This window comes from Variovorax paradoxus (assembly GCF_030815975.1).
GTDB classification, from domain to species: Bacteria; Pseudomonadota; Gammaproteobacteria; order Burkholderiales; family Burkholderiaceae_C; genus Variovorax; species Variovorax paradoxus_N.
The window spans coordinates 3,241,707-3,256,235 of the sequence record NZ_JAUSXL010000002.1; the positions used below are offsets into that span (position 1 = coordinate 3,241,707).

Sequence of the window (14,529 nt, forward strand, 5' to 3'; positions counted from 1 at the left end):
AGGGTTCTCCAGTGGGGATGCTTGTCTTGGTGTGCATTCACTGTAGTGACGCGGGCGTGGCCCGACAATCCTCCCGGCGCAAGAAATACATCAATAAAATTAATGTATGTCCACGCTCGATCTTGAATTGCTGCGCTCCTTCGCGGCCGTCGTCAGCCACCACAGCTTTGCCGCGGCGGCGGTGCACCTGGGGCGCACGCAGTCGGCCATCACGCAGCAGATGCAGCGGCTCGAAGAGCAGGTGGGCCATCCGCTGTTCGCCAGGCAAGGCCGGCAGAAACGCCTCACCGAACATGGCGAGCGGCTCCTGACCTATGCGCACCACCTGCTCGCGCTCAATGACGAGGCGCTGCGCAGCCTGCGGCAGGGCGAGCTCGAAGGCAACCTGCGCATCGGCGCGCCGCACGATGTGGCCGAGACCATGCTGCCGCTGCTGCTGACCGAGGTGGCGCGCACCTCGCCGCTGCTGCAGCTGGACATCCACATCGGCCGCAGCCCCTACCTCATGACCTCGCTCAAGAGCGGCGAGGTCGACATGATCATCTCGAACCGCGCCGACCCGCAGTTCGATGGCGTGGTGCTGCGCAATTCGCCGACCGTGTGGCTCTGCGCGGCCAGCTACGTGCACGACCCGGCCAAGCCGGTGCCGCTGATCATGGCCGACGGCCCCAGCATCTTCCGCCGCATCGGCCACGAGGCGCTCGACGCCGCGGGCGTGGCCTGGACGCCGCGCTACACCTCGTCGAGCCTGATCGGCATCAAGGCCGCGCTGCGCGCCGGCCTGGGCGTGACGGCGCGCGGCGTGGAGCAGCTCGATGCGGGCCTGCGCGTGCTCGGTGCGGGCGACGGCATGCCGCGCCTGCCCGACCTGGCCTACTACCTGTATGTGCGCAGCCACGTGGTGAATCCGGTCACGCGGCAGGTGTTCGAAACCTTGAAGAAGCACCTGCGGCTGCCGCGGACCGACTTGCCGATCTGAAGCGTTCGACGCATCGCTTACTTCAGTCTTGCGCGCCCTCCCGTCACCACCAGTGCGACTCCGCCCATCACCAGGGCAATACCCGCCATGGTGAGCCAGGCGGGGATTTCCTTGAGAAACAGCGCGCCGATCAATGCAGCAAGCGCCGGCGCGAGGGCACCAAAAATGGCAGCCCTGGGCGCGCCGAGCCGGCGCACGGCCTCGGTGTAGAAGTACATCCCGAGGATCGCGACCAGAATGCCTTGCGCGATCACCTGGAACCCGACGGCTGCCGGCGGCGCAGTGAAGATGTTCGGGGTGAACCAGAAGAAGTAGACCGGTGCGAACAGCACGGCGGAGCACACGTTCACCAGCGCCGTTGCGTGCCATGGGCTGATGCCGGAGCGGCGCTGGGCGATGGTGAAGCCTGCAAAGCACAGGCCTGCAAGCAGGAACAGCAGATCGCCTCGCCACTCCCCGGCCGCACGGTTGGCAAGGAGGGCGTAGCCGCCGATGCACAGCACGCCGGCGACGACGACCGCCATGCCTCCGAGTTGCCGGCGAGTGAACTTTTCGCCGAACAGAACGCCGGACAACACCGCCACCCAGATCGGCATCGTTCCGATCATGAGCGTGGCGACATGCGATGCGGGCGCGAACCGCATACCCACCGAGCCGAGCATCATGAAAGGCGCGCCCGCGCCCAGCACCATCACCAGCAGCCGCACGATGCCGATCTGTGCAATGCCGAAGCCCTTTCGAGCCAGGATGGGCCACAGGAGCAGGGCCGAAACACCGAAGCGCAGGAACGTCACGTCATGCGGCCCCAGGGTGGTGGTCACTGCAAACCGCGTGGCCACGGACCAGCTCGACCAGATCAAGGCGACCGCAAGGCCGCACAGCATGCCTACGGTCAACGAGTGCCGCCCGGCGGGCGCACCTGGCGCGATGAAAGGAGTTGCAGACATGGCTACCTGCCCCTGCGCAGGATCTTGATGATGCCGATGGCGTCGTCCTGCGATTGCCCGGCCCGCATGGCTTCCGCGAACAGCGAACGGTTGGCCGTGGCAATCGGAAGCCACACGCCGCGTTGCTCTGCCTCGTCGCACACCAGCCCGATGTCCTTGGCGACGTGGCGGATCGGCGCCTGCTGGGCAAAGTCATTCGACACGAGCTTGGCGGCTTTCGAGCGCAGCACGTCGTTGGCCAGCGGACCGGCCTGTGCCATGTCGAGAAATTGCTGCACGTCGAGGCCGATGCCGGCAGCGAAGTGCGTCGCTTCGGAAATCGCCTCGAAGCAGGCAATCAGCAGGAGCTGATTGGCCAGCTTCATGCGCATGGCCATGGGAACCGGACCGCAACGAACGGTCTTCTTTCCGATCGCGTCGAACAGTGGCTGGACGTCGTCGATGTACTGCTGCTCGGCGGCCGACGCCAGGATCACGAGCTGCGCCGTCTCGGCGGGTTGCCTGGAGCCCGAAACCGGCGCTTCGATGTAGCGGGCGCCCGCGGCCGCGAGGCTCGTGCCAAGCGCCGTCGAGTACGCCGGTGCCACGGTGGCCATCAGCACGATGGTCCGGCCCTTCACGGGCGCGGCGATCGCACCTTGAGAGGAACGATCCAGAACCTGGTCCACCTCCAGATGGCTCGGCACCATGAGGATGACGGTTTCCGACGCCTCGAAGACCTGGCCCGGCGTGTCGGCGACCTCGATGCCCAAGGGGCGCAGTACGTCGCAGCGAGCGGGTGTTCGGCTGTAGACCGTGACACTGTGCCCGGCCTTCCTGAGATTCTTCGCCATGGGTTCTCCCATGACGCCAACACCGATAAGCCCGATTTTCATGATGATCTGCTGGTATTCCTGATTCAGGAACCATTGCCTTGTTGAAGTTGCAAGGAACTCTAAAGAGAATGTGCCTGGCAAAGAAACGACAAATACAGAACGAACAGTTCAGGGAAGGCGATGCATGGAGTTCTCGGATCTGCAGATTTTTCGGACCGTGGTCCAGGCCGGCGGTGTGGTGCGGGCGGCGGAAGTCCTGCATCGAGCACAGTCGAGCGTGACGGCTCGCATCAAGGTTCTGGAAGAAAAGCTGGACGTCCAGTTGTTCTTGCGCGAAGGGCGCCGAATGCAACTCACACCCCAAGGCAAGATACTTGTCGGCTACGCCGACCGCATGCTCGACCTGGCCAAGGAAGCGACCAACGCCATCAAGTCGGATCGGCCCACCGGTGTGCTGCGCCTCGGGGCGATGGAAAGCACGGCCGCAGCCCGCCTGCCCGAGCCGCTCGGCCGCTTCCACGAGCGTTACCCGGAGGTGGCGTTGGAACTGTTCTCAGGCGATCCCCTCGACCTGATCAAACAGGTTCTCGGCTCGGAACTGGATGCGGCGCTCATCGCAGACCCCGTCTCCGACCCTCGGCTGGAATCCATCGAGATCTATGACGAGGAACTCGTGATCGTCGCGGAAGCCAGGCACGCACGCATTTCGTCGCCGAAGGACCTGCCGTCGAAGACGATCCTTGCCTTTCATCCAGGCTGCCCGCATCGCAAGAGACTCGAGGACTGGTTCCTGCGCGGCCGCGTCGCGCCCGGCCGAATCGTGGAGGCCGGTTCCTACCACCTGATTCTTGGCTGTGTCGCTGTGGGCATGGGCATCGCGCTGGTGCCGCACAGCGTGCTCGACAGCTACGCAGAGCGCGATCGCCTGAGCGTCCACAGGCTGAATTCGAAATTCGGCCGCGCCAAGACAAGGTTGGTGTGGCTCAAGGAAGCCCCTCAGACCAAGATACTCGCGCTGTCGGCCGTCCTGCTGGAAAGCTACGGCGCGCCACAGGGAGCACCGGCGGTGTAGCGCCTGGCGCTAAGTCGCCCAGATGCGCGGCAAGCTCGCCGGCAACCGCCACAACTCCGCGCGCCACGCCTGCCACACCTGCCGCAGCAACTGCATCGCGGGTTCGACTACCGGCGCGAGCACGCGCAGCACCACGATCTCCGCATGCGGGCTGGTTGCGCCGGCGCTCTCCTGCAGCCCGTGCGCATCGATGGCCGCACGAGCCAGCGCAAGCAGCGCCTCGCGCCGCGCCCGCGTGGCCGGGGTGCCCGACACGAAGAAGATCGATGCGATGCAGCGATGCCCGCCAAAGCCCAGCGGACTCTGCAGCAGCCGATGGTCCGCTGCATCGATGCGACCGCGCTCCAGCCAGACGCCCGGCACTTCGATGTGCTGCAGGTAGGTGCCGCGCTCGAACGGCTGGTTGGCGTTCGGCAGGCCGAGGGCCGTCACGTCCCAGCCGATCATCTCGGCACCGGGCTCGGCCTCGATGGTGAGCCGGTTCTCTGCGCGGCATCCGCTGTAGCAGATGGCCTCCAGCGGCAGCCACTCGAGCCGCGCGCCCTTGGCAAGCCGTATGCGCGTGCGCTGCAGCGCCAGTTCGCCTTCGGAACGGTAGAAGCGCGAAGCGCCCGGCGTGGTGATCAGACCATGGCTCCCGTGCGCCGCCTCGATGTCGATGTCCAGCGTGTCGCCGCCCACCAGCCCGCCCGGCGGATGCACCAGCACGTTATGGCAGATCGCATCTCCTTCGGGATAGAGGCTCTGCAGGATGCGCAGCGGCCCGTGATGCTGAAAGCGCGCAACGCTGCGGGCGGCTTCCTGCCGGTAGTCGAGATGAAGATGGGCATGCCAAGACATCCAACGAGTCTATTCGCCCCGGACTTGTCTCTTTGCCAGGAACACCGAGGAACCGGCTTTGCCGGGCCTCTGGTGTTGCCCCCGGAAGGGGGTTGGCGTAGCGACACGAAGTGCGCGAAGACTGGGGGAGAGCCTAGCTCCCCCAGGCGCCGTCATGCGCGGCGCTCGCTTCATCGAGGAGCGCGGGCCCGATGCATTCGATCGGATGCGCAGAAGCGCGGAACACGTCGCGGCACGACAGTTCCACATCGCGCTGGTCCTGCCGCTCGCCGCGGAACACGCGCAGCCGCTCGGCGTCGATGCCGTACACCACGCGGCCGATGTTCGACCAGAAGATCGCGCCCGCGCACATCACGCAGGGCTCGCCCGATGCGTAGATGGTTGCGCCCGCGAGCTCTTCGCGCGTGAGGCCGCGCCCCGCGAGTGCGCGCAGCGCGTTCACCTCCGCATGCGCGGTGCAGTCGCCGGTCTCGGCGTTGCTGTTGCCGGCTTCGGCCAGCACTTCGCCGGCGGCCGAGACGATGACCGATCCGAAGGGGCGGTTGCCGCGGCGGCGCGCCGCATGCGACCAGACGATGGCCTTGCGCAGGTAGCGTCCGTCGCGTTCGTCGAGCGTGGTTTCTTCGGGGAGTATGGAGTTGCTGTTGCTGAAGTTCATGCCTTGGTGGGAATCATGCGTTCGCTGCGCGATGGCAGCATCGAGGTGTTGAAGATGGCGTCGGACGAGGGCTTGATCTTGAGGCCGAATACGTCGGCGACCTCGTCGACCTGCTGCTCGAGCGTGAGCTTGTGGATGTCGCCGAGGCCATGGCCGCGCGTGTCGGCGGCACCCACATATTGCGCCGTGACACCCCAGCGTTCAAGCTCCATCCTTTCGTCCAGCATGGGTTCGCGCTGGCGCATGGCCGCAATGCTGGGCGCGGGGTTCGCAAAGGTCTCGGCGATGGCGCGGTTGGTGGCGCGCAGGAAGGCTGCAACGAGCCTGGGGTTCTGCGCGATCAGGTTGCTGCTCGCGAGGATGGCGTTGCCATACAGGTTGACGCCCGCGTCCGCATATTTGAGGACCGACAGTTCCTCCGGCTTCATGCGCGCGAAGAGCGAAATGGCGGAGTCGTGAAAGTAGGTGGCGGCATCGACGTCGCCGCGCACCATCACGTTGTCGCGCGCGCTGAAGTCGGTGGTCTGCCACTGGAAGGCGTCGCTGCGCATGCCCTGCTTGCGCGCCACCATCGGCCATGCGCGGCGGGTCGATTCGACCGCCGCCGCGGCCACCTTCTTGCCCGCGAGGCTCCTGAAGTCGGCCGTGACGCCGCGGTCCTTGCGGCCGATGATCACGAAGGGCGCGCGGTTGTAGTACTGGTACACGGCCTGCACCATCGGGGTGCCGGCGTTCTGCGCATTGAACTCGACCAGCGAGCTGATGTCGCCCAGCCCCATCTGGTAGACGCCGCTCGCGATGCGCGTGATGGAGGCGACCGAGCCGGCGCCGGTGTCGATGGCCACGTCGAGGCCTTCATCCCTGTAGTAGCCCTTGCTGTGCGCGAGGAAGAACGGCGCGGTCTGGCCGTTGATGCGGAAGTCGAGCGTGAACTTGAGCGGGGTCGGCTTGCCGCCGCCCTGGGCGAAGACGGCCGGAGCAGCAAGGGTGGCGGCACTGGCCGCAAGAAAGAATCGACGTTGCATGTGGGGCCTCGGAATCCTCGGGTCTTGAATCCCTCCGCGCACGGCGGAAGGCACTTCAAGAGCAATTTCCGGGCGGGCGCACAAGGGTGGTGCGTGCGCTGCTGAACGCTTCTACTCTTGCGCGAGTCGATGCACGAGCCATGCCAGGGCTTGAATGCATGGCCGACCCAAGCCACAATGCGGGCGCGCAATTTGCATGGCAGATGGCGCAGAGTAGAAGCGTTCAGCCCTTGCGGCAGGAAATTGCTCTTTCAGGTTCGTTCGTACCCACGCGCAACAACAGAAGGAGTCCACGCATGCTCGTCACGCTACAACCCGTCTTCCGCAAGTTCTGGCATGCCGTCATGCCGCTCACCGAACTGGCCAACGGCCCGAAGCCCTTCAGGCTGCTGGGTGAAGACATCGTTCTCTTCATCGATGCCGATGGCCAGCCCGCCGCGCTGCGCGACCGCTGCTGCCACCGCACCGCCAGGCTGTCGAAGGGCTGGTGCGTCGATGCCGAAGGCCAGGCCTGCGCACAGGGCGCCATCCAGTGCGGCTATCACGGCTGGACCTACGACCGCAGCGGGCAGGTGATCCGCATTCCGCAGTACGAGGCCGAGCGCAAGATCTCGCCGGAATACCGCACCACCGCCTACCGCTGCACTGCGCGCTATGGCTACGCATGGGTGGCGCTCGAAGAGCCCATCGCCGACATTCCGGACATTCCGGAGTTCGGCGACCCGGGCTACCGCATCATCTTCCAGTTCTATGAAGAGTGGCAGACCAGCCCGATGCGCGCGCTCGAGAACTCGTTCGACAATTCGCACTTCAGCTTCGTGCACCGCGCCACCTTCGGCGTGGCCGCGAGCCCGACGCCGAGCAAGTACGAACTGGTGGAAAACGATTCGGGCTTCTACGCCGAGACGGTGATCGAGGCCGCCAACCCCGTGAAGTTCCACGCCATCAGCGGCGTGACCGATGCGATCACCACGCGCCACATGCGCAACGCCTACTTCCTGCCGTTCTCGCGCCGGCTCGACATCGAATACCCGAGCGGCGTGCGCCACATCATCATCAACTGCTTCACGCCCATCGACGACGGCCGCATGCAGCTGTGCCAATGGCTGTTCCGCAACGACACCGAGGCCGATTGCACCGCGCAGATGCTGATCGACTTCGACGAGGCCGTCACGCGCGAGGACAAGGACATCCTCGAATCGACCGATCCTGATGCGCTGGTCGATACGCGTCGGCGCGGCGTCGAGTATTCGATGGAATCGGACCGGCCCGGCATGCTGATCCGCAAGCACCTGATGCAACTGCTGGCGAAGCACGGCGAGGTGGAGGTCTACCGCGGCATGAACAGCGCAGTCGTCCCGATCGCGAAGGCCGCCTGAGCGGCCGCTGCCTCACATCAAGCGTGTGCCGTTGCCGGGTTCGGGCGCGCTGCGCGCGATGAGCCCTGTTCGTAGCGGTCCATCGCCAGGCCGTCGGTGCGGATCTCCGGGCGCTGGCCGGTCACGAGGTCGGAGATGAGCTTGCCCGAGCCGCAGGCCATGGTCCAGCCGAGCGTGCCGTGGCCGGTGTTGAGGAACAGGTTCGCATAGCGCGTGGCGCCGACGATGGGCGTGCTGTCGGGTGTCATCGGGCGCAGGCCGGTCCAGAAGGTGGCGCGCGGCAGGTCGCCGCCCGGGAACAGGTCGCTCACCACTTTTTCGAGCGTGGCGCGGCGGTGCGGGTTCAAGCGCAGGTCGAAGCCGCCGAGCTCGGCCATGCCGCCCACGCGGATGCGCTTGTCGAAACGCGTGACGGCCACCTTGTAGGTCTCGTCGAGCACGGTCGATTGCGGTGCCAGCGTCTCGTCGATCAGCGGCACGGTGAGCGAGTAGCCCTTGACGGGGTACACCGGAATGTCGAGTCCCAGCGATGCGATGGCGGCGCGCGAATAGCTGCCGAAGGCCATCACGTAGCGGTCGGCCGTGAGGATCTTGCCCGCGCTGGTGCGCACGCCCGTGATGCGGTCGCCCGCCATCTCGAGCCCTTCGACCGACTGGCCGAAGCGGAAGTCCACGCCCATGCCGCGTGCGATATCGGCCAGGCCGCGGGTGAACAGGTGGCAGTCGCCGGTCTCGTCGTTCGGCAGGCGCAGGCCGCCCGTGAGCCGGTCGCGCGCGCCGGCCAGCGCGGGTTCGACGCGCGCGAGCGCATCGCGGTCGAGCAGTTCGTAGGGCACGCCGCATTCGTCGAGCACCGCGATGTCGCGCTGCACCGCGTCGAGCTGCGCTTGCGTACGGAACAGCTGCAGCGTGCCGCCGGTTCGGTGCTCGTAGCGCAGGCCGGTTTCCGCGCGCAGCTGCTGCAGGCAGCCGCGGCTGTATTCGGCCACGCGCATCATGCGTTCCTTGTTGACCGCGTAGCGCTCGGGCGAGCAGTTGCGCAGCATGGCCGCCATCCAGCGCAGCTGGAACAGCGTGCCGTCGGGGCGGATCGACAGCGGCGCGTGCTTCTGGAACATCCACTTGATGGCCTTCAGCGGAATGCCGGGCGCGGCCCATGGCGTCGAATAGCCCGGCGACACCTGGCCGGCATTGCCGAAGCTGGTTTCCTCGGCAGGGCCGGCCTGCCGGTCGAGCAGCGTCACGTCGGCGCCGGAGCGCGCGAGGTAGTAGGCCGTGGTGGTGCCGATCACGCCGCCGCCGAGAACGATGACTTTCATGGGTATTTACGCGAATGAAGGTGGATACACGAAATCTAAAGCGCACAATGCAGTGAATTCCATTGTTTTTGTTTGTTTCTCAGTGAAATCCACTGTAAAGAAACGCTTCATGTCCCGTGCGAAGTGAAATGTCCGAACTCGACCGCATCGACCGCAAGATCCTCGACCTGCTGCAGCGCCAGGGCCGCATTTCCATGACCGAGCTTGCGGAGCGCATCGGCCTGTCGGCGTCCCCTTGCGCCGAGCGCGTGAAGCGCATGGAGCGCGACGGCGTCATCAGCGGCTACCACGCGCATGTGTCGCCCGAGGCGCTGGGCAAGACGCTGCTGGTGTTCGTGGAGATCAAGCTCTCGGCCAAGTCGGGCGAGGTGTTCGACAAGGTGCGCAAGGAGTTGCTGCACATGCCTGAGGTGCTCGAATGCCATCTTGTTTCGGGCAGCTTTGATTACCTGGTGAAGGCGCGCCTGAGCGGCATGAGCGAGTACCGGCACCTCTTGGGCGACATCCTCAAGAAGCTGCCCGTGGCGGCGGAATCGCACAGCTACGTGGTGATGGAGGAGATCAAGGAAACGCTGATGCTCGCGGTCGACCGCTGAGCAGGGTTGCCGGCTACCATCGCGCCCGGCATTCACACCCCTCAAGGACATCGGCATGAGCATCACGGTCCGGCGCGACGGCATCACGGGCACGCGCCACATTCTCAAGATCCGCAACCACGAGATTCCCATCGATGCCTCGCCGGCCGGCGGCGGCAGCGATGCGGGGCCGGAACCCCATGACCTGTACGACGCGTCGCTGGCCGCCTGCAAGGCGCTCACGGTGCTGATCTACGCGCGCCGCAAGGGCATGCCGGTGGAAGACATCGAGGTGATCGTCGACCGCGACGACAGCGAGGAGCGCAAGGGCGTCTACCGGCTGAAGTCAAGCCTGCGCGTGACCGGCGAGCTGACCGAGGCGCAGCGCGACGAACTGCTGCGCGTGGCCGGCAAGTGCCCGGTGCACCGGCTGATGACCGAGGTGAAGACCGAGATCGAGACCGGCTGGGCCTGAAACCGCCCCGGGGAAGCGGCCAAATGGCCTGGTCAGGTCCAATTTGGGGCGACGAACTACACTACCCGGCTCCCCCCCCGCGCCGTCTACAGGACACTTTCAACAATGAAGTGGGTCATTCTTGCCATCTTCGCGCTCAGCGCGCTCTACGTTCACTTCCGCGGCCAGGTCCGGCATCGTTTCTTCAGACAGCTGTCTGACCACTCGACCTTCCTGGCGCCGTTGAACGCCTTCATGTACATCTTCTCGAAGGTGCCGAGCACGCCATACCTGTCGCCCGCGCAGTTTCCCGAGATGCGCGTGCTGGAAGAGAACTGGCAGGTCATCCGCGAAGAGGCGCTTGCCATGCGCAACGGCGGCAGCATCAAGGCCTCGAGCCAGTTCAACGACGTGGGCTTCAACTCCTTCTTCAAGAGCGGCTGGAAGCGCTTCTACCTGAAGTGGTATGACGAGGCCCATCCCTCGGCCGCCATCCTGTGCCCGCGCACCACCGAGCTGCTCAGGGGCATCGGCACCATCAAGGCGGCCATGTTCGCCGAGCTGCCGCCGGGCAGCCGCCTGGTGCGCCACCGCGACCCGTTCGCGGGTTCGCTGCGCTACCACCTGGGCCTGTGGACGCCCGGCGTGGAGGGCTGCTACATCGACGTGGACGGCCAGCGCTACCACTGGCGCGACGGCGAGGCCGTGGTGTTCGACGAAACCTACATCCACTACGCCGAGAACACGACCGACCACGACCGCGTGATCCTTTTCTGCGACATCGAGCGTCCGCTGAAGTACCGCTGGGCCAGCGCCGTGAACCGCTGGTTCGCGAAGAACCTGCTCGCCGCGGCCAGCTCGCCCAACGAGGCCGGCGACAAGACGGGCGGCATCAACCGCGCGTTCAAGTACATCTACCAGATCCGCGTGATCGGCAAGCGGCTCAAGGCCTGGGACAAGCGGGCGTACTACCTTGTGAAGTGGTCGATCTTCGGCGGCCTTGCACTCTGGATCTTCTGGTAGGCGCAAGCCTGCCGCGCGGTGCCTGGCCACCGCTGCCAGCCTATGTCCTTCGCAGACAAAGACTTGCCCGTTCCGGTCGACCTTGCCAGTGCCCAGGCGCTGATCGCGGCCGTTCAGTCAGAAGCCGCTGCGCAGCGGCTCGCCTTGCGCATGCCGCCGCCCGAGCCCACCACCTGCTGCGGACGCGGCTGCAATGGCTGCGTGTGGGAAGGCTGGCTGGCCGCCGTGGCCTACTGGCGCGACGAGGCCGCGCTGCTGCTGGACTAGCGCGATTCCCAGAAGCCGCGATGGGTGGCGATCATTTCTTCCGCCATCTCGGGCACGGGGCCGATCACCTCGACATTCTTCTGTCCGCGCGCGAACACTTCACGGCAGGGCAGGCTCAGCGTGGGGTTCTCGGGGTGGTCGCCCGTGAGCGCGAGCAGGGCGCTTTCTTCGGCGCCGTAGACGATGCGGCCGATGTTCGCCCAGTAGCTCGTTCCCGCGCACATCGCACAGGGCTCGAAGGTGGTCACCAGCGTGCACTGCCACAGGTAGTCGGCCGGCCAGTTCTGCGCGGCATGGCGTGCCAGCGTGGCTTCGGCGTGGTTCACCGTGTCGATGTTGCCCTGCTCGGCCAGGATGGTTTCGCCGTCGGGCGCGACGAGCACGGCGCCGAAGGGATGGCGGCCCATCGCCATGGCGCGGCGCGCGACCTCGTCGGCGCGCCGCAGCGCGCGAATGATCTGGTCGCGTGTCATGCGCCGCGCCTCATTGGTTTTGTGATCCGCGGTGCGCCCAGCCGGTCGTGTGCTTCTCGATCACGCTGAAGAGTTCGTACATCAGCATGGCCATCGCCCCGACCACCATCAGGCCTGCGAAGGCCAGGCCCATCTGCATGGCCGAGCCGGCCGAAATGAGCAGGTAGCCGATGCCTTCGTTGGCAGCCGTCATCTCGCTCACCGTGGTGCCGACGAAGGCCAGCGTGATCGCCACCTTGAGCGAGCCGAAGAAATAGGGCATGGAGCGCGGCAGGCCGATCTTCATGAGCACGTCCCAGCGCTTTGCGCCGAGCACGCGCAGCACGTCCTCGAGCTCGGGCTCCAGCGTGGCAAGGCCGGTGGCGATGTTGACCATGATCGGGAAGAAGCTGATCAAAAAAGCCGTGAGGATTGCCGGCCCCGCGCCGATGCCGAACCACACCACGAGGATTGGCACGAAGGCCGCCTTGGGCAGCGCATTGAAGGCCGTCATGAGCGGATAGATCGCCGCATATGCGATGCGCGAGCTCCCGATCACGAAGCCCATCAGCACCCCCACCACAATGGCCAGGCCGAAACCCGCCATCGTGACCCAGAAGGTGCGCCAGGCGTGGCCCGCGATGATTTCCTTGAACTCCCAGAACTGCGTCCAGATGCGCAGCGGGCTCGGAAAGATGAAGTCCGACACGCCGAAGCCCGCGCAGATCACCTGCCACAGCAGGAGCACGGCCACGAGCAGCAGCCAGGGCGACCAGCGTTCGATTTGCTTGGTGTTCTTCATGGCGCCCGGTCCTCAGTGAGACACGGCAGCGGCTGCTTGTGCCGCGCCGATGCCCGTGTTGCGGATGGCGCCGATGTGCCCGCGCAGTTCCAGCACGATGTCGGTGAACTCCTTGGTGTAGGTGATCTCGAGTTCGCGCGGGCGCGGCAGCTCGATCTCGCGCTTGACCACGAAACGGCCCGGGCTCTTGCTCATCACGTACACCGTGTCGGCCAGGAACACCGATTCGCGCAGGTCGTGCGTCACCAGGATGACGTTGAACTGCTGCTCGGTCCAGAGGTCGCGCAGGATGCACCAGAGCTCCTCGCGCGTGAAGGCATCGAGCGCGCCGAAGGGCTCGTCGAGCAGCAGCATCTTGGGCTCGTGGATGAGCGCGCGGCAAATGCTCGCTCGCTGCTGCATGCCACCCGAGAGCTGCCACGGAAACTTGTCTTCGTAGCCCGCAAGCCCGACCTTCTGCAGCAGCTTGCGCGCGCGCTCGGCGTACTCCTTGCGCTTCGCTTTGAAGTTCGAGCGGTAGGGCTCGACGATTTCCAGCGGCAGCAGCACGTTGTCGACCGTGGTGCGCCACGGCAGCAATGAAGGCGCTTGAAAGGCCATGCCCGAGATCTTGAGCGGCCCGGTCACGGGCGCACCGTCGATGCGGATCTTGCCCATCGACGGCATCTTGAGCCCCGTGGCGAGCTTCATGAAGGTCGACTTGCCGCAGCCCGAGGGCCCGACGATGGCGATGAACTCCCCGCGCTTGACCTTCAGGTCGATGGCTTCGACCGCGAAGTGGTTCTCGCGCAGCAGCTCTTCGTTGTAGGCGAGCCAGACGTCCTGGAAGTCGACGAAAGGAGCAGCGGCCGCGCCTGGTGCCTCCGCCATCACTTGCGCAGAACGCCATTGAGTTCGGCCGCGGGCGGCAGCAGCGCGGCGGTCCACACGGCGTCGGGGCTCACGCGGGTCTTGGTGTTGAACGCGTCCGACACCTGCGAGGCCATCAGCGACATGCGGCCCGCGTTGACCGTGCCGAAGCCTTCGGCGCGCGCGTCGGGGCTGTTGATCACGGTGTCGATGGCCAGCTGCAGGCGGCGGGTTTCGAGCTTGCTGTCGATGATGCCGTCGCGCGCCTTGACCGATTCGATGGCCACGGCCGGGTTGGCGATGACCTCCTTCGCGCCCTTGGCAAAGGCCGAGAGGAATTTCTTCACCGCTTCCGGGTTCTCCTTGATGAGCTTGGGCGAGGCGATGATCACGTTGCCGTAGAGCTTCACGCCGTAGTCGGGGTAGGGCAGCACGACGATGTCGGCCGCCTTGGCGCCGCGCGCCTCCAGGTTCAGCAGCGAGGTGAAGGTGAAGCCGGTGATGGCGTCGATGTCGCCGCGGATCAGCATGGTTTCGCGCAGCGTCGGGTCCATGGCGGTCCAGTTGACCGCGCCGATGTTGTTGGCCTTGGCGAAGATCGGGAACGCGCGGCGGCCCGCGTCGAACACCGGCGCGCCGAGCTTCTTGCCGGCCAGGTCGGCCGGCTTGGCGATGCCGCTCTTCTTGAGCGCCATGACCGAGGCCGGCGTGTTGTTGTAGACCATCATCACCGCCACCGGCTTGTTCGGGCTGTCGGGGTTGTTGGCGTGGAATTCCATCAGCGCGGCAAGGTCGGCAAAGCCCATCTCGTAGGCGCCCGAGGCCACGCGCGTGACGGTGCCGCCCGAGCCGTTGCCCGCGTCGATGGTCACGTCCAGGCCCGCGGCCTTGAAGTAGCCCTTGGCGGCCGGGTGCAGGAACAGCGCGGCCGGTCCTTCGAAGCGCCAGTCGAGCTGGAACTTGATCGGCGTCGTGCTCTGCGCAAGGGCCGGGGACAGGCCGAAGCAGAGGGCCGAGGCCGCGAGAAAGGACTGGAGCAGTTGGCGCTTGTTCATGCGGGATCCGTTGTAGGT

General features: G+C 65.9%; 17 protein-coding genes. 7 read left to right on the forward strand and 10 right to left on the reverse strand.

Annotated features, from left to right (window positions below; translation table 11 throughout):
* Positions 1-106: 106 nt before the first annotated feature.
* A complete protein-coding gene (locus QFZ47_RS19015; protein WP_307657097.1) occupies positions 107-979 on the forward strand; it encodes a LysR substrate-binding domain-containing protein in 873 nt (290 codons plus the stop codon).
* Positions 980-996: 17 nt separating this feature from the next.
* Here the strand turns inward: QFZ47_RS19015 and QFZ47_RS19020 are convergent, their stop codons facing one another.
* Positions 997-1,926 carry a DMT family transporter gene (locus QFZ47_RS19020; RefSeq protein ID WP_307658971.1) on the reverse strand — a complete coding sequence of 310 codons (930 nt, stop codon included), beginning with the start codon at positions 1,924-1,926 and terminating at the stop codon, positions 997-999.
* 2 nt (positions 1,927-1,928) lie between these two features.
* Positions 1,929-2,882, reverse strand: a complete 954-nt coding sequence (locus QFZ47_RS19025) for an NAD(P)-dependent oxidoreductase (protein WP_307657098.1) — start codon at positions 2,880-2,882, stop codon at positions 1,929-1,931.
* 43 nt (positions 2,883-2,925) lie between these two features.
* Here QFZ47_RS19025 and QFZ47_RS19030 point away from each other — a divergent pair, with 43 nt between their 5' ends.
* Positions 2,926-3,813 (forward strand): LysR family transcriptional regulator, encoded by an 888-nt coding sequence (locus tag QFZ47_RS19030; RefSeq protein ID WP_307657099.1) that lies wholly within the window; start codon positions 2,926-2,928, stop codon positions 3,811-3,813.
* A 9-nt stretch (positions 3,814-3,822) separates the two neighbouring features.
* Here QFZ47_RS19030 and QFZ47_RS19035 read toward each other — a convergent pair whose 3' ends face one another.
* The 3 genes from QFZ47_RS19035 to QFZ47_RS19045 all read right to left on the reverse strand — a co-directional run bounded on the left by QFZ47_RS19035 (position 3,823) and on the right by QFZ47_RS19045 (position 6,336).
* Positions 3,823-4,653 carry an urease accessory protein UreD gene (locus QFZ47_RS19035; RefSeq protein ID WP_307657100.1) on the reverse strand — a complete coding sequence of 277 codons (831 nt, stop codon included), beginning with the start codon at positions 4,651-4,653 and terminating at the stop codon, positions 3,823-3,825.
* A 133-nt stretch (positions 4,654-4,786) separates the two neighbouring features.
* A complete protein-coding gene (locus QFZ47_RS19040) occupies positions 4,787-5,311 on the reverse strand; it encodes a nucleoside deaminase (RefSeq protein ID WP_307657101.1) in 525 nt (174 codons plus the stop codon).
* Entirely contained in the window at positions 5,308-6,336 is a 1,029-nt protein-coding gene (locus tag QFZ47_RS19045) for an ABC transporter substrate-binding protein (protein WP_307657102.1), read from the reverse strand. Before QFZ47_RS19045 ends, QFZ47_RS19040 begins: the two co-directional genes overlap by 4 nt.
* Positions 6,337-6,632: 296 nt before the next feature.
* On the opposite strand from QFZ47_RS19045, the gene QFZ47_RS19050 reads away from it, so the two are divergent.
* Entirely contained in the window at positions 6,633-7,715 is a 1,083-nt protein-coding gene (locus QFZ47_RS19050; protein WP_307657103.1) for an aromatic ring-hydroxylating dioxygenase subunit alpha, read from the forward strand.
* Between the two features lie 17 nt (positions 7,716-7,732).
* On the opposite strand, the gene QFZ47_RS19055 is transcribed toward QFZ47_RS19050, so the two are convergent.
* A complete protein-coding gene (locus tag QFZ47_RS19055; RefSeq protein ID WP_307657104.1) occupies positions 7,733-9,034 on the reverse strand; it encodes a D-amino acid dehydrogenase in 1,302 nt (433 codons plus the stop codon).
* 128 nt (positions 9,035-9,162) lie between these two features.
* Here QFZ47_RS19055 and QFZ47_RS19060 point away from each other — a divergent pair, with 128 nt between their 5' ends.
* The 4 genes from QFZ47_RS19060 (at position 9,163) to QFZ47_RS19075 (ending at position 11,353) form a co-directional block, all read left to right on the forward strand.
* Positions 9,163-9,630 (forward strand): Lrp/AsnC ligand binding domain-containing protein, encoded by a 468-nt coding sequence (locus QFZ47_RS19060; protein WP_307657105.1) that lies wholly within the window; start codon positions 9,163-9,165, stop codon positions 9,628-9,630.
* A 55-nt stretch (positions 9,631-9,685) separates the two neighbouring features.
* Positions 9,686-10,084 carry an OsmC family protein gene (locus QFZ47_RS19065; RefSeq protein ID WP_307657106.1) on the forward strand — a complete coding sequence of 133 codons (399 nt, stop codon included), beginning with the start codon at positions 9,686-9,688 and terminating at the stop codon, positions 10,082-10,084.
* A gap of 105 nt (positions 10,085-10,189) precedes the next feature.
* On the forward strand, positions 10,190-11,086 hold the full coding sequence (gene lpxO, locus QFZ47_RS19070) for a lipid A hydroxylase LpxO (RefSeq protein WP_307657107.1): 897 nt from the start codon (positions 10,190-10,192) through the stop codon (positions 11,084-11,086).
* 42 nt (positions 11,087-11,128) lie between these two features.
* Positions 11,129-11,353: an oxidoreductase-like domain-containing protein gene (locus QFZ47_RS19075; protein ID WP_307657108.1), complete on the forward strand. Its 225-nt coding sequence runs from the start codon at positions 11,129-11,131 to the stop codon at positions 11,351-11,353.
* Here QFZ47_RS19075 and QFZ47_RS19080 read toward each other — a convergent pair.
* From QFZ47_RS19080 to QFZ47_RS19095, 4 genes are read right to left on the reverse strand one after another with little or no spacing between them, the layout of a single operon-like run.
* Complete coding sequence (locus tag QFZ47_RS19080) at positions 11,350-11,826, reverse strand: nucleoside deaminase (protein WP_307657109.1); 477 nt, start codon at positions 11,824-11,826, stop codon at positions 11,350-11,352. The genes QFZ47_RS19075 and QFZ47_RS19080 overlap by 4 nt on opposite strands.
* Positions 11,827-11,836: 10 nt before the next feature.
* Positions 11,837-12,607 carry an ABC transporter permease gene (locus tag QFZ47_RS19085; protein ID WP_307657110.1) on the reverse strand — a complete coding sequence of 257 codons (771 nt, stop codon included), beginning with the start codon at positions 12,605-12,607 and terminating at the stop codon, positions 11,837-11,839.
* 12 nt (positions 12,608-12,619) lie between these two features.
* Positions 12,620-13,477, reverse strand: a complete 858-nt coding sequence (locus QFZ47_RS19090; protein ID WP_307657111.1) for an ABC transporter ATP-binding protein — start codon at positions 13,475-13,477, stop codon at positions 12,620-12,622.
* Entirely contained in the window at positions 13,477-14,511 is a 1,035-nt protein-coding gene (locus QFZ47_RS19095; RefSeq protein ID WP_307657112.1) for an ABC transporter substrate-binding protein, read from the reverse strand. Before QFZ47_RS19095 ends, QFZ47_RS19090 begins: the two co-directional genes overlap by 1 nt.
* Positions 14,512-14,529 lie beyond the last annotated feature (18 nt).